The organism is Acidithiobacillus caldus ATCC 51756, assembly GCF_000175575.2.
GTDB classification, from domain to species: Bacteria; Pseudomonadota; Gammaproteobacteria; order Acidithiobacillales; family Acidithiobacillaceae; genus Acidithiobacillus_A; species Acidithiobacillus_A caldus.
Genome location: NZ_CP005986.1, coordinates 169,656 through 189,626 on the forward strand (window position 1 = coordinate 169,656; position 19,971 = coordinate 189,626).

At 57.4% G+C, this 19,971-nt stretch carries 23 protein-coding genes and 1 pseudogene; 11 read left to right on the plus strand and 13 right to left on the minus strand.

All coding sequences use genetic code 11. The features are described from left to right. Positions 1-10: 10 nt before the first annotated feature. From ACAty_RS00880 to ACAty_RS00900, 5 genes are all read right to left on the minus strand, one after another. A complete protein-coding gene (locus tag ACAty_RS00880; RefSeq protein ID WP_004870029.1) occupies positions 11-208 on the minus strand; it encodes a hypothetical protein in 198 nt (65 codons plus the stop codon). Then, positions 205-999 carry an ExeA family protein gene (locus ACAty_RS00885; RefSeq protein ID WP_004870032.1) on the minus strand — a complete coding sequence of 265 codons (795 nt, stop codon included), beginning with the start codon at positions 997-999 and terminating at the stop codon, positions 205-207. The genes ACAty_RS00880 and ACAty_RS00885 overlap by 4 nt, the downstream gene beginning before the upstream one ends. A gap of 2 nt (positions 1,000-1,001) precedes the next feature. After that, positions 1,002-2,315: a DDE-type integrase/transposase/recombinase gene (locus tag ACAty_RS00890; RefSeq protein WP_038471401.1), complete on the minus strand. Its 1,314-nt coding sequence runs from the start codon at positions 2,313-2,315 to the stop codon at positions 1,002-1,004. Positions 2,316-2,448: 133 nt separating this feature from the next. Further along, a complete protein-coding gene (locus ACAty_RS16320) occupies positions 2,449-2,982 on the minus strand; it encodes a DUF6431 domain-containing protein (RefSeq protein WP_226823421.1) in 534 nt (177 codons plus the stop codon). A gap of 590 nt (positions 2,983-3,572) precedes the next feature. Beyond that, positions 3,573-3,893, minus strand: coding sequence for a hypothetical protein (locus tag ACAty_RS00900; RefSeq protein ID WP_014002084.1), 321 nt, complete (start codon positions 3,891-3,893; stop codon positions 3,573-3,575). A gap of 1,348 nt (positions 3,894-5,241) precedes the next feature. Between ACAty_RS00900 and ACAty_RS00905 the strand changes: the two genes are divergently transcribed. Both ACAty_RS00905 and ACAty_RS15710 read left to right on the plus strand, forming a co-directional pair. Next, positions 5,242-6,297: an IS5 family transposase gene (locus ACAty_RS00905; RefSeq protein WP_038471408.1), complete on the plus strand. Its 1,056-nt coding sequence runs from the start codon at positions 5,242-5,244 to the stop codon at positions 6,295-6,297. Between the two features lie 194 nt (positions 6,298-6,491). Continuing rightward, positions 6,492-6,597 (plus strand): annotated as a pseudogene (locus ACAty_RS15710) (IS30 family transposase); the annotation flags it as partial. 153 nt (positions 6,598-6,750) lie between these two features. On the opposite strand, the gene ACAty_RS00910 reads toward ACAty_RS15710, so the two are convergent. The 3 genes from ACAty_RS00910 to ACAty_RS00920 all read right to left on the minus strand — a co-directional run bounded on the left by ACAty_RS00910 (position 6,751) and on the right by ACAty_RS00920 (position 9,892). Continuing rightward, on the minus strand, positions 6,751-7,248 hold the full coding sequence (locus ACAty_RS00910; protein WP_201765144.1) for a DsrE family protein: 498 nt from the start codon (positions 7,246-7,248) through the stop codon (positions 6,751-6,753). Between the two features lie 148 nt (positions 7,249-7,396). Further along, a complete protein-coding gene (locus ACAty_RS00915; RefSeq protein ID WP_014002136.1) occupies positions 7,397-8,452 on the minus strand; it encodes an IS5 family transposase in 1,056 nt (351 codons plus the stop codon). 78 nt (positions 8,453-8,530) lie between these two features. Then, positions 8,531-9,892: a hypothetical protein gene (locus tag ACAty_RS00920; protein ID WP_004873230.1), complete on the minus strand. Its 1,362-nt coding sequence runs from the start codon at positions 9,890-9,892 to the stop codon at positions 8,531-8,533. Positions 9,893-10,077: 185 nt separating this feature from the next. Here ACAty_RS00920 and ACAty_RS00925 point away from each other — a divergent pair, with 185 nt between their 5' ends. After that, positions 10,078-10,557: a DUF302 domain-containing protein gene (locus ACAty_RS00925; protein ID WP_038471414.1), complete on the plus strand. Its 480-nt coding sequence runs from the start codon at positions 10,078-10,080 to the stop codon at positions 10,555-10,557. A gap of 93 nt (positions 10,558-10,650) precedes the next feature. On the opposite strand, the gene ACAty_RS00930 is transcribed toward ACAty_RS00925, so the two are convergent. Then, the gene (locus tag ACAty_RS00930; protein WP_014002086.1) at positions 10,651-11,145 is read right to left on the minus strand and encodes a DsrE family protein; all 495 of its coding nucleotides are present in this window, start codon (positions 11,143-11,145) and stop codon (positions 10,651-10,653) included. Between the two features lie 125 nt (positions 11,146-11,270). Here ACAty_RS00930 and ACAty_RS00935 point away from each other — a divergent pair, with 125 nt between their 5' ends. Then, the gene (locus tag ACAty_RS00935; RefSeq protein WP_014003081.1) at positions 11,271-12,488 is read left to right on the plus strand and encodes an ISL3-like element ISAtc2 family transposase; all 1,218 of its coding nucleotides are present in this window, start codon (positions 11,271-11,273) and stop codon (positions 12,486-12,488) included. A 98-nt stretch (positions 12,489-12,586) separates the two neighbouring features. Here the strand turns inward: ACAty_RS00935 and ACAty_RS00940 are convergent, their stop codons facing one another. Together ACAty_RS00940 and ACAty_RS00945 are read right to left on the minus strand one after the other, a co-directional pair. Beyond that, a complete protein-coding gene (locus ACAty_RS00940; RefSeq protein WP_014002087.1) occupies positions 12,587-13,141 on the minus strand; it encodes an FUSC family protein in 555 nt (184 codons plus the stop codon). Between the two features lie 36 nt (positions 13,142-13,177). Continuing rightward, positions 13,178-14,083, minus strand: a complete 906-nt coding sequence (locus tag ACAty_RS00945) for an oxygenase MpaB family protein (RefSeq protein ID WP_004870041.1) — start codon at positions 14,081-14,083, stop codon at positions 13,178-13,180. Positions 14,084-14,338: 255 nt separating this feature from the next. Here ACAty_RS00945 and ACAty_RS15065 point away from each other — a divergent pair, with 255 nt between their 5' ends. From ACAty_RS15065 to ACAty_RS16595, 5 genes are all read left to right on the plus strand, one after another. Then, positions 14,339-14,635 (plus strand): toxin-antitoxin system TumE family protein, encoded by a 297-nt coding sequence (locus ACAty_RS15065; protein WP_077272838.1) that lies wholly within the window; start codon positions 14,339-14,341, stop codon positions 14,633-14,635. Then, on the plus strand, positions 14,613-14,957 hold the full coding sequence (locus ACAty_RS00955) for an HVO_A0114 family putative DNA-binding protein (protein WP_226823167.1): 345 nt from the start codon (positions 14,613-14,615) through the stop codon (positions 14,955-14,957). Before ACAty_RS15065 ends, ACAty_RS00955 begins: the two co-directional genes overlap by 23 nt. Before the next feature lie 616 nt (positions 14,958-15,573). Next, positions 15,574-15,735 carry a YMGG-like glycine zipper-containing protein gene (locus ACAty_RS16710; protein ID WP_206743975.1) on the plus strand — a complete coding sequence of 54 codons (162 nt, stop codon included), beginning with the start codon at positions 15,574-15,576 and terminating at the stop codon, positions 15,733-15,735. Positions 15,736-16,312: 577 nt separating this feature from the next. Next, the gene (locus ACAty_RS14760; RefSeq protein WP_226823019.1) at positions 16,313-16,771 is read left to right on the plus strand and encodes a lytic transglycosylase domain-containing protein; all 459 of its coding nucleotides are present in this window, start codon (positions 16,313-16,315) and stop codon (positions 16,769-16,771) included. A 16-nt stretch (positions 16,772-16,787) separates the two neighbouring features. Then, positions 16,788-16,910: a hypothetical protein gene (locus ACAty_RS16595; protein WP_014002093.1), complete on the plus strand. Its 123-nt coding sequence runs from the start codon at positions 16,788-16,790 to the stop codon at positions 16,908-16,910. A gap of 88 nt (positions 16,911-16,998) precedes the next feature. Here ACAty_RS16595 and ACAty_RS00965 read toward each other — a convergent pair whose 3' ends face one another. Continuing rightward, a complete protein-coding gene (locus ACAty_RS00965; RefSeq protein WP_038471420.1) occupies positions 16,999-17,343 on the minus strand; it encodes a hypothetical protein in 345 nt (114 codons plus the stop codon). 275 nt (positions 17,344-17,618) lie between these two features. Here ACAty_RS00965 and ACAty_RS00970 point away from each other — a divergent pair, with 275 nt between their 5' ends. Then, positions 17,619-18,293, plus strand: a complete 675-nt coding sequence (locus ACAty_RS00970) for a hypothetical protein (RefSeq protein WP_051620700.1) — start codon at positions 17,619-17,621, stop codon at positions 18,291-18,293. 240 nt (positions 18,294-18,533) lie between these two features. Here the strand turns inward: ACAty_RS00970 and ACAty_RS16195 are convergent, their stop codons facing one another. After that, positions 18,534-19,238: a hypothetical protein gene (locus tag ACAty_RS16195; protein WP_004870052.1), complete on the minus strand. Its 705-nt coding sequence runs from the start codon at positions 19,236-19,238 to the stop codon at positions 18,534-18,536. Positions 19,239-19,323: 85 nt separating this feature from the next. On the opposite strand from ACAty_RS16195, the gene ACAty_RS15720 reads away from it, so the two are divergent. Continuing rightward, the gene (locus ACAty_RS15720; protein ID WP_141738383.1) at positions 19,324-19,971 is read left to right on the plus strand and encodes a hypothetical protein; all 648 of its coding nucleotides are present in this window, start codon (positions 19,324-19,326) and stop codon (positions 19,969-19,971) included.

Here is a 19,971-nt window from a genome sequence, read left to right on the forward strand (position 1 = left end):
TGCGATGGGTTCAGAACGGTGGATGGGATTCTGCGGACCGGATCCGATGAGCCCTGGCCTGGGCGCCGTAGCGGCTCTCCAGCAGACTCCCCAAGGCGTCGACGAAGTGCAGCAGCGCCGCTGCGGCCTCATCGGACAGCCCTGCCGGGAACAGCCGGTCCCAATCCTCCAGCAGGGCATCGGCCTCGTCGATTGGCGGAGCCTTCATCGTAACGCCTCGATGGCGGTCTGGATCAGGTCGTCGGGCAGATGGTTCAGCCCCTTGGGCACGGCCAGGCGCAGGGCCGTGTGGAGGACGTTGCCGGCCTGCCGTGGGCAACCCTTGGATGCCTGGTGGAGCAGCTCCAGGCCGGAGTCGGACAGCAGGGTGTGCGAACAGCCGGCGGAGCGGAAGGCATGGGTGATCAGGGCGGCGAAGCGCTCTCGCTCCAGGACCGGGCGCAGGTGATAGCGGACCCGGATGCGACTGGCCAGGGCGGCATAGGGAACCCGATCCAGGGTTTGTGCGAGGCTCGGGTGGCCCACCAGCCAGACGGTCAGCAGATCCCGAGAGTCGAAGGCGAAGTTGAGGAAGGCCGGGAAATCGCGGAAGAAGTCCGGGGGGAGGTTCTGGGCTTCGTCCAGGATCCAGACGGGTAGGACCTGCTTGTTCTCGACCAAGTCCTGGATGCGTTCCTTGAGGTCTTTCCATAAATGGGCGCGGCGGTAGTGGGGTTCGACGCCCAAGGCGCGGCCCAGAGCGCGGTAGATATCGACCCGGCCGAAGTCCGTGTCGGACTGGTAGACGACGCGGTAGCGATGGGGATTGAGTGGCTCGGTGAGCAGGCGCAGGGTGGCGGTCTTGCCCACCCCGGGGTCGCCGGTAAGCAGCCCGAGGCCGGGAGTGTGCAAGAGCCATTGGAAGGACTCACGCAGACTGGCAAGGCTGCCGTCGTCCCAGAGTTCCGGGGACTCTTTGCTCAGAGGTAGATGTTTCAGACCGAAGTGTTGGAGAAGCATGGTCAACCCTCCTTCTTGCCGTAATACTGCCGATGGGCGATCTCGACCAGGCTGCTGCCGGTTTTTTCGGGGGCATCTGGGGCCGGACTGGGCTTGTGGCGGCGACGTTGGGCGTTGGCTTCCAGATCCAAGGGGGTAGCCGGTCCCAGATCCTCGCCGGTTTCCTTCTCTACGCGAAGGACGCGCTTGCCGTGGGGATCCACGACCAGGGTGACGGCTTTGCCGGCAAGTTCGTAGGGGACTTCGAAGCGCCGCCCTTCCCAGGAGACGGTGCCATCCTTGCGCACCTTCCGGGGGAGCCGGTGATAGAAGAGATCATCGATCCGGGGAGCCTGGATGCCGAGGCTGCGGATATGGGGCAAATCCTGCTGGTAGCGCTGCAGCGGTGTGAGCCCGGCCAACCCGCCATGGGGCCGCTGGTGATAGACCTGCTCCAGCCAGGCCCAGAGGCGGGCGTTGAGGTCGTCGAGACCGCGAATGGCCCGTAAATCCAGTTCGCTGAGGAACTGATCGCGGAAGGTGCGGTGCCAGCGCTCCAGCTTGCCCTTCCCCTCGGGGGCATAGGGGCGGCAGTAGATCAGCGCGATGCCCAGGTGGACGCAGATACCTTGCAAAGAGGCCGAGCGGTAGGCGGCGCCGTTATCCACCACCAGTTTCCGGGGCACGCCCCGCTTGAGCAAAGCCTGTTTGAGGACGCCCTCGATATCGAGGGCCGTCTCTCCGAGACAGAAGGCGCTGTGGGTGAGGAGCCGGGAGGCGTCGTCCATCAGGGAGACGAGATAGACCTTGCGCGGTTTCCCATGGAGGGAGATCCGGGGGCCATGCAGCACATCGCCATACCAGACATCCCCGGCATGGGCGGCGACGAAGCTGCGTTTTTCCTCTGGCGCCCGTTCCTCGGGCCGGGACAGGCCATGATGTTGCAATAGGCGGTGGATGGCCGAGCGCGACACGCTCCCCAAGGGGACTTGGCCGCTGCTTTCCAAGAGCAGCACGATCTGCCCCAAAGAGCGGCGGGGATTCTCCCGCTTGAGCACCAGGATCTGTTCCTGAACCTCGGCGGCGATCTGGGACCGGCCGCGGTCCCGACGGGGACGGGGCGCGAGGCCATCGATCCCATGATCCCGATAGGCGTAATACCAAGCGGCGATGGTCTTGGGGCTGAGCAGGGTCCGGCGGGAACCGGGGACCTCGTAGTGGCGCTCGGCCAACTCCCGGACCAGGCGCTGGAACTCTCCCCGGTTCAAGGAGCGGTGCAACAAGGGGCCGAGTACCGACAAGCGGAACAAGGCCACTGGATCGATCGGTTTGGTCATGGCAATTCCTCATGGGGCAAAAACGCAGCCCCATGCCACCAGAACCGCCCCCATCGTGGGGAGAGGGTAAAGTGTGTGGGGTCAATCTGTGGGTGGGTTTTCCTCCGTCTCGCCAGGATCAGCGTGCCAAAGATCAGGGGACGGTGGCATCGTGGCTATCGAGCCAAGCAACCAGTTCAGAGAGCGGTTGCCGATCCAGGACCTCGACCCAAAACTCCGGCCAGCCGGGTGTGCGCCCCCAATGGGGATGATCGGTACACAGATGGAATTGCCAGAGGGGATGCCGGCCTTGGAGCCAGCGCAACCAGCGGCGGCAAGTATCTCGGCTGGGTCCAAAGCGCAGGCTGGTGAACGACAAGGAGAAACTCAGCCACAGGTACAGCAAGACGCACTGCTGGATGGCCCAGCCATACCAGCGTCGTGGGGCTACACAGGAAGGCAGTCGGGAACACGTGTGGCGGCAGCGTCGGCAATAAAAGCGAGGGATCCAGACGGGGTTTTCCGGCCCCCGAGGCGAACGGTCCGCCTTGCGCTCATAGTGGCCATGGTGCCAGGGGTGACCAGACCCACAATGGGGGCAATGCGCTGGACGATAGCGTTCTTGATACTGGGCAAGGGTTTCCCGGTGTTGTTGTAAGGACAGAATACCAGCTACGATGCGCTTCAAGGGCAGATCCTCCAGGTTGAGCAGGTTGGAACGTCTCGAAAGCTTCCTACCATACCCAAGGGGAGTCTGCCCTTCCTACCCTCCTAGCTGTCCCAGTTTATCCAGGAACTGTTTCCCATAATCCCTCCAACGGAAAGCGGGATAACTCGCTTCGCTGATTCTGAAATAACGAAAGACGTAACACGGGGTATAGACCGACAGAAGCAGAGATAGCGATGCGGGTGTTTTCGGAACCCCCGCATGGAGACGACCCGGCACCGGCAGGTGTTTTCGGAAAACACCCCAAGATCGGGGAGGGCGCAGGCACGAGCCAAGGCCAGCGACACAGCACAGGTGATTTAAAGCGGCATTCTCTCCCCCCGCGCCCCCTCACCCGATTCGTGTCGGACTTCCTGACCGTACCTACGTTCGTTTCCGATGGGGGCGGCCACACGCTTTCCACCGGGCTGCGGAAGAAGAAATACGCCGAACTCAGCGACAAGGAGCTATTCCCTATCGCCTGGCAGAAGTACCGCAACCGCCTCAGCGGCAGGCCGAAAAAAAAACGCCCCAGGAATGACCTGGGACGCCCTCTTCACTGGTCCTCTGGCTTACCTACGCCGGTTCATCCAGTAGTATCCGGCAATCGCCCGCCACTTGGCGGCCTCGTCCTCTGCACTCTCTGGTTCGCTTGGCGTACCGTCGGCTTCCTCCATGCAAGCGGCCTTGTACTCCAGCCAACACCACACGATTGGGAACAGAAAATACCAGCTCAATATAAAGACCAACGCTACAGTGAAGTCATCCACTGGCAACCCACGGGCGAAACCGTAGCCGATCAGTGCCATGATAATGGCCCAAGCAGTGCCGTGGACCTGAACATAGTCCTTGAGAACCTTCTTCGCGTAATCCTTTCGAGACAATTTTTTCATCTCTAACCTCTTTGCGGAATCGTTTCCTCACACCTTGCCACCCATATAGTATTTTTTGGGGCGCGTCGCAAGTTTTTGCCAGAAATCTTGTAAAGAATCTCCTTTGGATATTTCATCACCATGTTATCGCCTATTACATGAGGGTCAGAGGGGCCGGATCGCCGTCCAGCTGGTCCACCGCGCCCCGCACGTCCTCCAGCATCACCCGCCTCGACGGCACCTCCGCATGCATGGTCGCATCCCCTATCCTAAACGGTTACATTGTAAACGTAATTACCGTAAGTTTTAAGAGGATTAGAGTAATCCGTCTGCCCAATCGGTGGGGTGCGTGCCTGGCCCGCCGCGCCACCCCAACCCAAAGTCGGAGGTGGACACGGGTATCCACCCTAAGGTCGGAGAGCGCGCAGGCATCAGCCAACTACCGGCGAGTGGAATCCCGGATTCCATCCAGAGCCCAGATGAACTCCCGGAGTTCACCCCAATACGGGGGAGACACGGGCTAGTGAATGCCGGGCGTTCACCCCAGAGCCGATGACGCGGCAGGTGTTTTCGGAAAACACCCCATCTCGCTGGGAGGGCGGAACCGCTCTAGGCGAAACGTGGGCTGCGTCACGGCTCCAAGGAACCGACAAGCGCGTCCCTATTTTCCCTTTATCTTGCGTTCCAATCTCATGGAGTAATAACTCCAGACGCTTCACTTTGTAGGGAATGTTCAGGAAAAATGGTTTGGCTCGACGGCAGGTGGTTTCCCGGAAATCATCCACCTATCGCCGAGAAGGCAATCTGCGAAAGCCAGCCTTTCGCCTTGGTGACCAGGTCACCGCCAGTGGATCGTCTACCTACCCGCACTCAATCCTGGTCTAATTACGCTTGCGTTCCACTTTCAAGGGGTAACAGCCCACATGTCCGCGTTTTACCGAGCATGACCGCTTGCCAGATAGCTTCCGCAGGCAGCCACCACCTGCCCTCTGAGCGTTACCAAGCCCGCTCTTACGGGTTAACCTTCCACTGAGGTATGACGGCTTGAGACTGGAAGCGGTCATTGGGAACATATGCCACAAGCGGTAGAGTACGGGGCGTGGGCGCTCTCACATCGCCGCCGTGGTCCGCGCACGCTACTCGTCGGCAGTGCTCTGGCGGAGCTTGTATAGCGCCAAATTGTCTAGCACGCTTGGTCACCGGAGCAGATTGCCGGGAGATTGCGTATGGAGCACCCGGAAGACCCCAGTCAGCGGGTTTCACTCGAGGCTATATATCAAGCGCTGTGAAAGACCCTGACCTACGACTAAGAAGCTGCTGAAAAAGTCGGTGGTATACTGGGCAAAATGGTGCAGCGGGGGGTGGAAAGATGCGTGGAGCCAAGGTAGAGACTCAAGGGTTATTCAGCTACGTTTCCCCGGAGCAACGGGTGCCCCAGGACCATCCGCTGAGAGCGATCCGGGCTATCGTGGAGCGGTCCCTAGCGGAGATGGATAGCCACTTCAGCACGATGTACTCGAGCTACGGTCGCCCCTCCATTCCCCCGGAGTTTCTCCTGCGCGCACTGCTCCTGCAGGTCTTCTACAGCATCCGCTCGGAACGGCAGCTGATGGAGCAACTCAACTACAACCTGCTGTTCCGCTGGTTTGTCGGTTTGGGAATGGACGACGAGGTCTGGGTGCCCACGGTCTTTACTAAGAATCGCGATCGGTTGCTGGATCACGGGACGGTACGGGAATGCTTCCGATCCGTACTGGAACAGGCTCGCGGCCAGAATCTGCTCTCCGAAGAGCATTTCTCCGTCGATGGTACGCTGTTGGAGGCCTGGGCCTCGCAGAAATCCTTTCAGCCCAAGGATCCCGAAGATCGTAGCGGTGATGGCTCCGACTTCCGGGGCCAGGAGCGCAGCAATGAGACCCACGCATCGGTGACGGACCCCGATGCCCGGCTGTACAAGAAGGCTCCCGGAGAGGCGTCCCGTCTGGCCTACCTGGGTCATGTGCTAATGGATAATCGGCATGGATTGATTGCCGGGGAACAGGTGACCACCGCCGATGGCACGGCAGAAGTGGATGCCGCTACCCAATTGGTGGATGATCTGGGCGGGAACCAGCGCATCACCCTCGGTGCCGACAAGGGCTATGACCGTCACGGCTTTGTTCAGGATCTCCGGGACCGGAATGTGACCCCTCATGTAGCCCGCAAGCGGAAAGGCTCGGCCATCGATGCCCGGACTACTCGCCACCGGGGCTATGCCATGAGCATCCACGTCCGGCGGCGGATAGAATCCATCTTCGGCTGGATGAAGACTGTGGGAGGGATGCGGAAAACCCGATTCCGTGGTTTGGAACGGGTCGGTCTGCACTTCTCCTTGGCGGCCACCGCGTACAACCTCGTGCGGATGGCGCGACTGGCAGTGGCTTGATGGGATTCGTGCGTCCGGAATCCGTCCAAGGGCTACCAAAAGCTCAGAAAAACAACAAAACAGCTGCGCCCGCGCCTGTTTCCCGGGGTTTTGTGACCGAATATCCCAATCAAAAGAGATTTTTCAATATTTTTTCAGCGACCTCCTAAGGTAAGAAAATGCCGCGACACGAAGAGCTGTAGAAGCATATCCTGCTGCGTGAGTATTTTGCTGACCCACATAGCCCCTGGCAGCGGCCCACTTACCTAATTGCCAATGGGCGTGCTGCGTCAGCACTGCCCGAAGGGTACGGATTTGGCGCTACACTCCCAGTAATACTTGACTATTGAAAATCTCTGGTTTCCTAACGCCAGCTAAAGTCTTGCCTAGAAATCAGCTCGTTAAATAGGCGTGTTGCGGCAAATTGAAATCGACTTTCAATGCTCATATGCTCCCTGCCATCAGCCAATTTGGCTAGGGTTTTACGTAGTCAAATCCATGGCTCTCTAATTGCATAATTCTGACTATGCCAGCAGGGACAATAACCGCAGAAGGAACCAACTTTGGCATATGCCCTAACTTCTTTTTAAACTGGAGCATGGTGTTGTGGCATGCATCAAATTCAACGCCTTCTGCATTCAATGCCGCTATTCTTTGTTTCATCGGGCTGTTCGCCAGCAAGAATTTCAGACCGGGCCCGAATGCGACTATCACTACTTGGACTTTTTCTTGCCCGAAATAGTTTAAAATATTCTGGCTGGTATTCAGAGCCAAGTTCCATCGCGCCGGGTTATCCTGACTGATTTGTACCACTAGCTTTCTGTTCGCAAACGGGTGATCGTGAACGAAAGCGGGATGATCGAAATGAAAATCATGTAGCATTGAAACATTGGCTACCGCCAATGTTGTTCCGAAGATAATGAACAACATCCCCAGAAACAGTTTATTCACTGCGTGTTTTAGAAACATCATTAGGAGGTCGCTGAAAAAATATTGAAAAATCTCTTTTGATTGGGATATTCGGTCACAAAACCCCGGGAAACAGGCGCGGGCGCAGCTGTTTTGTTGTTTTTCTGAGCTTTTGGTAGCCCTTGGACGGATTCCGGACGCACGAATCCCATCAAGCCACTGCCAGTCGCGCCATCCGCACGAGGTTGTACGCGGTGGCCGCCAAGGAGAAGTGCAGACCGACCCGTTCCAAACCACGGAATCGGGTTTTCCGCATCCCTCCCACAGTCTTCATCCAGCCGAAGATGGATTCTATCCGCCGCCGGACGTGGATGCTCATGGCATAGCCCCGGTGGCGAGTAGTCCGGGCATCGATGGCCGAGCCTTTCCGCTTGCGGGCTACATGAGGGGTCACATTCCGGTCCCGGAGATCCTGAACAAAGCCGTGACGGTCATAGCCCTTGTCGGCACCGAGGGTGATGCGCTGGTTCCCGCCCAGATCATCCACCAATTGGGTAGCGGCATCCACTTCTGCCGTGCCATCGGCGGTGGTCACCTGTTCCCCGGCAATCAATCCATGCCGATTATCCATGAGCACATGACCCAGGTAGGCCAGACGGGACGCCTCTCCGGGAGCCTTCTTGTACAGCCGGGCATCGGGGTCCGTCACCGATGCGTGGGTCTCATTGCTGCGCTCCTGGCCCCGGAAGTCGGAGCCATCACCGCTACGATCTTCGGGATCCTTGGGCTGAAAGGATTTCTGCGAGGCCCAGGCCTCCAACAGCGTACCATCGACGGAGAAATGCTCTTCGGAGAGCAGATTCTGGCCGCGAGCCTGTTCCAGTACGGATCGGAAGAATTCCCGTACCGTCCCGTGATCCAGCAACCGATCGCGATTCTTAGTAAAGACCGTGGGCACCCAGACCTCGTCGTCCATTCCCAAACCGACAAACCAGCGGAACAGCAGGTTGTAGTTGAGTTGCTCCATCAGCTGCCGTTCCGAGCGGATGCTGTAGAAGACCTGCAGGAGCAGTGCGCGCAGGAGAAACTCCGGGGGAATGGAGGGGCGACCGTAGCTCGAGTACATCGTGCTGAAGTGGCTATCCATCTCCGCTAGGGACCGCTCCACGATAGCCCGGATCGCTCTCAGCGGATGGTCCTGGGGCACCCGTTGCTCCGGGGAAACGTAGCTGAATAACCCTTGAGTCTCTACCTTGGCTCCACGCATCTTTCCACCCCCCGCTGCACCATTTTGCCCAGTATACCACCGACTTTTTCAGCAGCTTCTTAGGTTGGCCTCCTCGCCTCAAAAACTGATCATCGCCTGCATGGCAAACTCATTGTCGGTTGCAGCGCTAACGGCTGCGCCGGGGCTGTTTGGTGCCACCCCTGGGGCCTTGAGCGTGCGAAAATAGTATCCCGCCATCAATTTTGTGAACGGTGTGAAGTGGTACTGCAGGGCAAGAGCCCAGGTCTTGAATATTCGCTCCTGACCCGCTGCCTCTAAGTTGGGGAGACGATTGTAATAGTCATAGCGAACGTCCGCCTCAATCCGTTTGGTGAGGAAAAGCCCTCCCTCGATATAATATCCGTTGGCAGTGTTGTTAATGTTCGTATACAACTGATCATTGTACAGTGCTGGCTGCAAGCCGAGTGCTTGACTGAAAGCGGCAGGCGCAGAGATCCATCCATTACCTCGCATATACTCGAATTTCAGCCTGCGACCCCACTGGTGCATGTAGCCTTGCAGGTACTGAAATCCAGCCCCCTCCCGCTGCATGGTATATGCGTGGCCAAGATAGTCCGGCTGTGCGTTCTGGTACCAAACCCAAGCGGTGACATCACTGCGGAACGGGCCGTGCCCACCGAAGATATATGATCCCTGAAGTCGGGCTGCATACAGGGGACTATTGGAGAGATTCCCCGCCGCTACGCTTCCATACATGCCAACCATGGCCCCGTAAGCGACCTGCCAGTGTCCCCATGTCTTCCAGTCAAAAAGCTGAATACCTGGGTACCGGAACGCGTTGACTCCGAGGGCTTCAGAAGAGGGGACAAGCACAGATCCACTGGGACCCGTTGCATAGGGCGATGACGGACTCGCCTCATAAAATGGTTGCAGCATTAGCTGATTGATGACCGTAGGGAAAACCACATAGTTGTAGCTCATGTACCCATTCATGGCATCTTCCGCACTCGGTGCGCGGATTATTCCTGCTTCAATGCGCACCCCGGGAACGTAGCCACTGAACGTGAAACGACCATCTTGCAGTTGTGGAGTATACTGCCCCCTGACCATAGTAGCGGCATTATTCCCAAATTCACCCGCAAAAAAGTAAGAAATATGTGGATTGATCCACCCTCGGATCATTAAACGAGCACGCTGGATAATACCCGTAGTGCTATTTGAAAAATTCGGCCCCACCAAATTGTCATGGGGTACAGCGGAAATATATCGTTTCAGAGCTGGATTATAGATCTCTGCCGGCGTTCCCGCCATCGCGAAAACATCTGGTTCGATAAACCCAGAAATCAGAGGAACATTCTTGGCGTTGGTATCCTGAATTTTAAACCAGTTTGCTGCCGACGCTGTTGTGAAGCATATGCCAATCGAACTTACCGCCAGAGCGATAGCGAGTCGACGTTTTGCCGCGACGGGACCATTCATTGTTCCACTCCTTTGGACTTGTGTTAATTGGTTATTCGTGTAAGCATTATTCGTGCCGCTTTGAAAATATTGACAACCATCCTCAGAGTGGCGCGAAATGGCGCAGCTAGGCCTTGTACTAATGTCCGACAAGGAACAGCGCAATCTGTTTTTATTATGATTTACTTATTTTTAGGAGATGTGAAATGAGAAGCTCTGTAACAATTCTTGCAGGTATCACAGCCGCCATATTCATGACGTCTGTAGCCGGCGCGACCGACCTGTATGTTGAGACCATTTCGGCACCAATCAATCAAGTCGCCCCAGAGCTGGCGCACGCCTTGGCTGCACACCACTTCAAGGTCGTGATGCATCTGGACATATTGAAGCGAATCGAAGCGAAAGAAATGCAGTTGCATATCCCTCACCTGAATAGGGGTCAGTTCACCGATGTACAGGCTTTTGTATTTTGCAACCCAATGTTTTTTAGTCAGTTACTCAACAGTGACTGGAAGTCCGCTTCGCTCTGCCCCTTGAATCTAACAGTGTACGGAAAGGGTATGTCTACCACGATCGTGTATCCTGAGCGCATCGCGTATGTTCAGAAGACTCCCGCCAATCGGACAGCACAGCGTATCGACTCCGCAGTTATCGCAGCTCTGAAAAGTATTCCCAAAGTAAACTGATCCTCACAACGAAACGCTTTTACTCTTGGCGCTAGGGTTGACATCAGGGCGCCAGGATGATGAGCGTTAGGCACAGCGTGGCATATTGAGCCATCAATACACGGGAACCAAGGCGTATCCTCGCTGCTGGTAAGCAATCACCGAGATGAAGCCACTCTCGACAGGCTGTACAGTTGGTATCAACGCAGAGGGATGAACATCCATGCCATGGAGAGCAACACCGCAGGCCTGGAAGCGGATACCTTCCTTGGTGAGCATACCAATCTCATGCTCGATAGTTGCAACAGCTCGTTCCTCGGTATACGGGATTCCCCTACGGTTTTTTGTCAAGAAGGCAACGTCTGGTCCAATAAAGACCACGATGAAATGTGGCGTTACCTTCTGTTGTAGAAGCTGTTTACGGGTTAGGCCGATAACTTTTACCAAGTGGGCAACAGCATTGGGATTTTTGATGTTAACCAGAAACACCGCCTTGGCCGAATGAAGACCAGAAAGTGCCTGTGCATCGGATAGGGTGTTACCTTGACTGATGCAGGAAAAGAGGCCTGACGATATAACCAACATAATTGCTAATATTCTGAAGCTCATGGCGTTTCCTCTCCTAGTCAACGAGTCAGCCTGCTAACCACGAAGCAAAATCAGGCTCTTCGACATTTTGAGTGGGTAAGGCGGTATGATTGCCTAGTGGAGCGGTCAGCAAGCCGAGGGGATTTATGGACCAAGGGAATCAGCTGTTCACGCTGGCATTGGGCCTAGTTCCACCGTGGGCGGTGGACGCGGTTCGGTTTACGGTGGAGGAGAAGCGCCTGGACCTCTATGTGAACTTCTCAAGAGGTAGCCACTTCCCTTGTCCGGTCTGCGGTCAGGATTGTCCCGTCCATGACACGCAGGAGAAGGTCTGGCGCCACCTCGACTTCTTCCAGCATGCGGCCTACCTCCATGCTCGGGTGCCGCGGGTCCAGTGCCCGGAACACGGTGTGCATTTGGTGCCCGTCCCCTGGGCGCGGGAAGGCTCAGGATTCACACTGCTCTTCGAGGCTCTCGTCATGGCCATGGTCCGGGAGATGCCGGTGTTGACGGTTTCCCGATTGGTCCGGGAGACGGACCAGCGACTCTGGCGGGTGATCGACCATTATGTCTCCAAAGCCCGCGAGGCGGTGGACATGTCGGAGGTTCAGGCCATCGGTGTCGACGAAACCAGCAGCCGGCGCGGCCACGACTACATCTCCCTGTTCGTGGACCTGGCGGCCAAGCGCTTACTCTTCGCCACCCCAGGCAAGGATGCTCAGACCTTTGAGAAGTTCTGCGAAGATCTGCAGGCCCATGGTGGTAACTCCGAGGCTATTGCGGAGGTGAGCATGGACCTCTCTCCAGCCTTCCAAAAAGGTGCCGCAGAACACCTACCCAACGCCCAGGTCACCTTCGATCGCTTTCACCTGATGAAGCTCATCAATGAGGCCGTGGACGTCGTGCGCAAGGGAGAGGTGTACTCCCAACCCGACCTAAAGAAGAGCCGCTGGCTTTGGCTCAAGAATCCAGGAAAGCTCTCGGCCAAGCAGAGCGCCAAGCTCCAGGAGCTCCTCAAGAACCAGAACCTCAAGACGGCCCAGGCCTACCAGTTCCGCCTGACCTTCCAAGAAATCTTCACGATCCAGAATCGCCACCAGGGCGCTGTGCTCCTCAAGGCCTGGATGGAAAACGCCAAGGCCAGCGGACTACCCCCTCTGGTCAAAGTCACCTACACCCTCATGAACCACTGGGATGGCATCCTCCGCTGGTTCGAGAGCCAGATCACCAACGGTATCTTGGAGGGCTTCAACAGCCTCCTGCAGTCTGCCAAGGCCAAGGCCCGTGGCTACCGAACCCACAAGAACTTCATCAATATGGCCTATCTCATCCTGGGTAAGCTCGATCTCCGGCTACCCACATGAAACGTCGAAGAACCCAAAATCAGTACCGACGTCTTTACGCCCCGTAAGAAAGGTGTTTTGGCAGAGTAAGCGCTAAGACTGAACGACAGCTAACGCTGCTATTTTTCCCTGATTACCGGCAGTACATGTAACATGTATCCGCCAAAAAGTCCTACCATAGCCCCAAGCAGAACCTCGCCCATCCGCATGGTAGCATTCAGCCATGGAGGGCTAGTATTCAAATGGGAGAAAATCACGATCAGCAGTAGCGTCGATACGACCTGCCGCCCGCGATCAGCAAACCCTAATATTTGGCTGAGTAGTAAGGATAGACCTATCACCACGGCCAAGGATCCCATGTTTGGCGGAAAGTAAATTAGATAAATCACCGCGGCAAAGGCCCCCAGGATGCCTGAGATCAAGGTGGCCCAAAAACTGGATCGTGTTTCCTGCCAGTGATCCTTGAAGACGGCCAAGACCGTGACCGCTGACCATAATGCGCCAATGACTGCTGCCGTGACATGGGTGGGTACCAGTTCATCAAGGCCATAGCCCATGAAATACGCGATGAGAACCAGGACGGTGATGATCGTACTGCGCAAATACGGATCCCGGCGCTGCAATTGCATTTGCTTTTCTTTTAGTTGCAGAGCACTTCGTGTAAACAATGACATGACAGTGGCAAATCCCCCATTTTCAGTGTCGTCGACTTACCTCGGACCAAGTTCGTCGAGAGTGTAGCCCGTAGGGTAGCTTGGTCGACGTAATCGCGTGCGTAAAACAGGTCTTTGGTGTAGTGGCAAGGCGGCAGCAACTTTTCCTCGCACGCGCAGCGCTTGAGTCAGTGACCATCTCAACCAGGCTGGTTGAGGCGGGATGCCTAAGGCGGATAGCAGGGGTGCATCGAGCAAGGCATGGATGGCGGGGCGGCCCAGCGCAAAAAGAGCGCGGGGCAGATAGAATCCGAGCAGCAGATCGGAGGTCTGCCGGGCAACGTCGCGGTTGGACTGAGCAAGGCGGAATCGTGCGCTTTCATAGGCGATGTTGAACCGCTCGAACTCCCCATAGTCCATAGGGATGTCTTGAATATGCATGCGCTCACCGACGGCATGCCAAAAGTAGAACCAGGCCAGTCGTTCGCTTTCCTGCAGGGCGCGGTACCCATAGCGGTCTATCCAGCGGATCGGTTCGTAGACGAAGGTGGACAGCACATAGAGATAGTCTTCATTCCGAATGGGATAGCGTGCATGTTGGCTATTGATATTGGCGATGGCGGCCTTTCCCCGTGGGCTATTGTAGCCGTGCTCGATGATCTCGCTGAGCAAGAGATCGGTGTCGTCATAGCGTTTTCGGGTCCGTTCTGTGAGCTCACCCGTGCTGCGCAGCAGCGCGGATATCCGTGGAACGGCGTAGGTCCGGAATAATGCCAACTCCAATGAGCGGGCCACATCGAAGGGAAACGCGCAGGTGGCGATCAGGAAGGTCATGCGGCAGTGATCGGCCAGGGGATCGAGCTGCAGGAGTTCCTGGGTATAGGCGGTATCGGGACGGATGAGCCCTCCACAGAGGATGACGGTGAAGGATAGGATGGTGCCCGAAGAGGCCTCCGGGAGCAAACGACGGACTGGGGATTATCGCCGTATCGCGATGCGCAGGTTGCCGGCGTCCGGAATATTCCCCGATGGGTCTCTGAAGAGAGTCCCGCGCAAGATCACGGACTCCGCTGGTAGCGTGAACCCAGTTTGGGCAAGTTGTCGCTAAGCGCGCAAGTTTCTTCGCTACCGAGAGGGATCCAGAATCGGATCCACCGTCTCCGACCATTTGGTGTTGGTTCCCTTGCCAACAATGCTGCCCATGGCTACTCTTAGCCCATGAAGGCCACAAAACTGGCTCAACGCCGAGTCGTTCTTTCGGAGACGCGCTTCGCCGAGATCGTGGTCTGGCATGTTGCTAACCCGGTACCAGGCAGCGCTCACTCGTTCAAATATCGGCTTGCCTATGTGGTCCTTGGTGACTGCGTTCTGCGCTACGACAACGAGGCTGGGAAAGGAGACCATCGGCACGTGGGCGGTACGGAAGAGGTCTACCGATTCTCCAGCCCGCGCCAGTTGATGGCCGATTTCTTTGAGGATATTGCGAGGTGGAATGATGAACACCCTGACGATTGAGGTCCGCCCCCTGCGCGACAGTCTAGCGAACGCCGCGCAGGCTATGGAGGACTTGGTGCCGACCGAGACCTCTATCAGCTTTGATTCTCCCGAGCTGCTCTGGAAGGTTTTGACCGCAAAGCGGTGGGAACTCCTGAAGGTCATGGTGGGCGCCGGTCCGCTGGCGTTACGTGAGATCGCACGGCGGACGGGGCGCGCCGTGAAATCTGTCCATATGGATGTTCATGCACTGTTGGATGCGGGGGTCATCGAGCGCCGGGCGGCGGGTTTTATTTTACCGTACGATGCCGTGCACGTTGATTTTTTTCTCAAAGCTGGATGATGTGCCAACTATGGCAGCTCTGCGGGAACATTGCACCTACGGGGCTTGCGGAGATATTATCGAATGCGGAGAATGGCAAATTCAGACTGAAAGCGGTCATTCAACGTGTTGAATAATTTGCCTATAGATAGCGTTATATCACATCAATTTGAAACAAAATGGCACTCTCCCTATTTCCCAATGTGCAACGAGGGGCGATCCTTCTTCGGCAGATTGTAATAGGCAACAGTTCCCGCACCATTGAGTGCAATGAGAGCCAGACATCCGGAGAGCGGTATCAGCAAGAGAAGCACAATGGTGATTTGAAGTATCCGACGCAACGCGTGAGGGTAAATCATCAGTGTCGTCTCGCTACTGTAGGTATCTGGCTACAGTCAGTCTTCGCATATTGGCCGCCAATTCTGCTGTTCATCGGATAATTGTTGCATCTTTCCTCTTGGCACGAAACATGCTGCTATTCAAGCTGTCTCAACAAGCGGGAGGGTACACCATGTCTTCGTTTGCCAAATCACGAGGTCTAGAGCGGCCTCAGTCTTCCACCTTGCGGATTAGCTTCAATGGTCGCAAGGCTTGCTTTTTCGCACTGTGCCTGACGGCTCTCACGGGTTGCGCGAATATGACGCCCACCCAACAATCTGCTTTGAGTGGCGGGGCGATCGGTGCGGCTGGCGGTGCAGTGATGGGTGCCGTGGTTGGCGGGAGTCCCGCCGTGGGTGCTGCCGTCGGCGGCGCAGCCGGAGCTGCCGCCGGGGCATTGCTGTCACAAAATAGACAATGATGAATCACCCATTCGAGGGTTTACAGCTGGCGGGTCAGGTGCCACGATCCATCAATGATGTCGAAGGCTCGGTGATTACAGAGATGAGCTGTCTGGGAGCTGATCTCCTCTATGTGTATGCCCCTCCGTGTGATGAGTCAGGGAAGGCAGCCCGACCTGCCAACGACTCTCTCGTGATGTTCTGGGATTTTCCTGGGATTTCCCGGACCTTCTTTCACCGGTCAGAGGCGCTGGCGATGTTTCTTCCGGTACGGTGGCTTCTGCGAGAGGGGCCACCGGGAGTCTGGGTATACACCACAATACCCGTGGTGTGGAGTAAAGATCCCGGAGATAGGGCGCTAAATCCTGTCCTTCACAAACTGGCGGCAAATGTACAGTCCGTTTTTGATCGCGTCTGCGGGGAATCAGTCCCCACGAGTCCCTCTTGCGCTCGGGATTGATCACCATGCGCCTGGGCAGACTTCGTCAGCGGGATCGATGGATCCAGGGACTCGTTCTGCTGCCGCTATTCGTTTTTCTCCCCCAATCCTTGCAACCCGCCCCGCCCGGTATCCCTGTTGTGTTGCAATGGAAAGTGATGGTGTCGGAGCGGAATCAAGCCTGGCATCGCTTGGCGGGATCCCTTGTAGCGCCAATCCGGCTGGCATCCCACAAGACGGGTCTTTCGCCAGCTCTTCTGGCCGCTGTGGTCTATGTGGAGAGTCGAGGGCGGGCAGGGGCAGTCAGTGCTGCTGGGGCCATTGGCCCCATGCAGCTGATGCCAGCCACCGCATGGACGGTTTTGCACGTCAACCCCTGGCAAGTGCAACAGAACATTCTGGGTGGGGCGCAGTTTCTGCAAAGCCTCCTCAAGCTCTTTCATGGAAACCTGACCTTGGCATTGGAGGCGTATAACGCCGGCCCCACCCGGGTAGCCTCGGGAGAACCGCCTCCACCATCTGCCGTCACCTACGCGAAAACCGTTGAAACGTTTCTACGGCGGGCAGAGGTTAGAACCGATTCGTCGCCGCAGAAGCGCTTCCTCCATCAGTTGTAGTATCCGGGAGGCGGTGGTGGCGGACCCGGTGGTGGTGGCGGAGGAGCCCCTGGCCCGGGCGGAGGGGGTGGTGGCGGTGGCCCGTAAACTCCTCCGGGACCCGGAGGCGGCGGTGAAACTTCTGCGTAACAACCCGTGAGCCCCAGGCTCAGCCCGAGGAGGGTCAACCAGCCAACTAGCCTCACGCCCTTGCGTTTGCGCCCATCAATGTTCATTCGTGTTCTCCTTCAATACCCATAGATCGAGCGGTCGTACTTGCGCTCTGCTTTGTACATCCTCTTGTAATATTTACGGCGCGCCTTCCAGTAGCGATGTTCCGCCTTACGCTGACGCTTCTCCCAGCGCCGCTCCCAATGCGCCTCTCTCCGATACGCCCGCCAGGAATATGCCGGACCGTAGCCATCGGTATACAGGTCCCCTCCTGCAGGTTGTACCCAGACACTGGCAGAGGGTACTCCCAAAGCCAAACTGAGCGTATCGGCCCGCGCGCTGCTGAGGCTTGTGGCGAAAACGGCCCAGAAGACCAATGGGATTCCCCAAAGAACTATACGGCTGTGAAGCTTGCTATTCATTGCTGCCTCCCTATCGTACTCTGCAAACCCAAGCAGGAAAGATGCCAATCCGTAAAATCCGCTGCCAGGCTGCGAAACTCTCGCATCTTCAACGCTGAGATGCCACTCCCCAGGCCGATCGGGGCTGATCTCGTCTCCTTCAGGCGACAGTTCTGGGGGAAGTGACCAAGGGGTTACACTGTTTGCCGCGGTATCCCCACGAAAAGGAAGGGCGTTTTGCGGTTGGCACGAGGATTGCTGACCTTGCTCACAAGCCGTGAAACAGGAGTGATCCCATGAAAAGAAATCGGTTGTTCGCAGTATTGATTGGCACCGGTCTGCTCGCTGCTACCGCAACGGCAGAGGCCTCTATTTACTCGGTCATGAATCAGGCCGACGTGTCCGGCAATGTCCAGGGCACTACCAACCAGTATGGCAACACTACCGGCGGCCTCGGTGTGCGGGGAAGCCTGTTTTCGAATGGACTTTTCGGTACCGCCAAGTATCGCCATCAATTCGGTACAGCCGATCAAGGAGATACGAGCGGTGACAGCAATACCTTTGGTCTGAAAATCGGTTACCTCTTCCCAGCAAGCCCGATTCTCGCAGTCGGACCGTATCTGGGCTACGAATACAACCGATTCTCGCAGAACGATGCGTATCTGAATTCCCAATCGTCTCAGAGCCTCGACAACCTTGGCGGTGGTTTGTACGCCGCAGCTTCCTTACCTTTTGCGAACGTAACCGGGTATCTGGGATATCTGGGGGGTGTCTCGGAAACCAGCCACGTCACAGGCTTTCCGCCCCTGCGGTATAACCGATCCTCGAATCTGCTGCAGTTGGGGGTGACCGCCTATTATCCTCTAGTTGCCAATCTGAATTTCTTTGTGGGCCTGCACGATGATGACTTCACCCAAGCCGGCGCTCCCAACCTGTTGCGGGGCACGGTCGGAATTGGGGCGGCGTTTTAAGCGTTCCGTGATGGAATAAGGAGTCTTTCATGTTGCCGCCGAAGAAATCCTTGCTCTCGCTGTTGCTCGTATCGAGTCTTGGCTGGGTTGCAGTTGCGCACGCCGACCCGTTGAATTTCAGCCTCGATTTGGGTGGGCCAGGGTACACCATAGGGTTCTCCAACTACCCGCAGTACAGTTTCTGGGCGCCGCCTCCAGTATATGAGGAATATTATCCGCAGCCGCTCTATGCGCAGTATCTCATGTGGTACTACTACCCCCAGTACTACTATGAGTACTACCCAGCGCCGCCACCTCCACCTCCTCCAGGGGCTCCACCGCCCCCGCCACCTCCGGCAGGTGCGCCGCCACCCCCGCCTCCTGGGGCATATTTCGCGGGCTTGGGGATTCCTCCGCCACCGCCACCTCCTCCAGGGGCACCCCCACCGCCACCACCGGGAGGACCACCACCGGGAGGACCACCGCCGGGAGGACCACCGCCGGGAGGACCACCACCGGGAGGACCACCACCGGGAGGACCACCGCCGGGAGGACCACCGCCGGGAGGACCACCACCGGGAGGACCACCGCCGGGAGGACCACCGCCGGGAGGACCACCACCGGGAGGACCACCGCCGGGAGGACCACCGCCGGGAGGACCACCACCGGGAGGACCACCACCGGGAGGACCACCACCGGGAGGACCACCGCCGGGAGGACCACCGCCGGGAGGACCACCACCGGGAGGGCCACCGCCGGGAGGGCCACCGCCGGGAGGGCCACCGCCGGGAGGGCCACCGCCGGGAGGGCCACCGCCGGGAGGGCCACCGCCGGGAGGACCACCACCGGGAGGACCACCACCGGGAGGACCACCACCGGGAGGACCACCACCGGGAGGACCACCACCGGGAGGACCACCACCGGGAGGACCACCACCGGGAGGACCACCACCGGGAGGACCACCACCCAGATAGCCTCGGAAACCGTCCCCGTTTCTCGTATAGATCCGGGGCGTTATCTTTTGGGAAGAATCATTCGCATGGAGAAAGTCTTGACAGAATCTTCCTGGAAATGGCCGCTGGTATTGGCCGCGGTTTTGGGCCTATCCGCTGGAATGGGTAGCACTACGGTATCCGCGCATGTCATCATCTCATCCAGAGGTGCGTGCCATTGGTTGCGCAGGAACGCGGTTCAGCCGTCGCCCGCGACTCGAAGGATCTTTGCGCAGGCGCGCCGTTTATCGGGGACGAAAACCAGCATTTACCTCGATCGTAGCAAAACGATTGCGCACGTCGCGCACATTCCGGATGCACCCTACCTCACGGCGATTGTTGGCAGAGAAGCTCGATGTGTCGCAGTCAGCCCGGTTTGGCTTGATCCGCTCACTACCGCAGAAAGGCTCTGGCTGACCTTGGTTGGAATCGGCGGACTAGAGCATCCTCATACCTACAAAATGATGCTGCATGCTGCAGAAAACCCGCCCTCTGGACTGTTTTCTGGGCTTGCTCGCTGGTGGGGGCGTAGGACCGCGGATCGTGCGATTCTTGCCTCCGAGAAACAAGCCACTCTGTGGCTACGCAAAGACAATCCCAAAGCGGCCTACGCGGCGCTAGAGCGATTGCAGAGACTCCCAGACTTTGCCACGGATCATTGGTTACCCAAAATCTCCGCCCAGAAACGGGCAGTACAGCAAGGATGA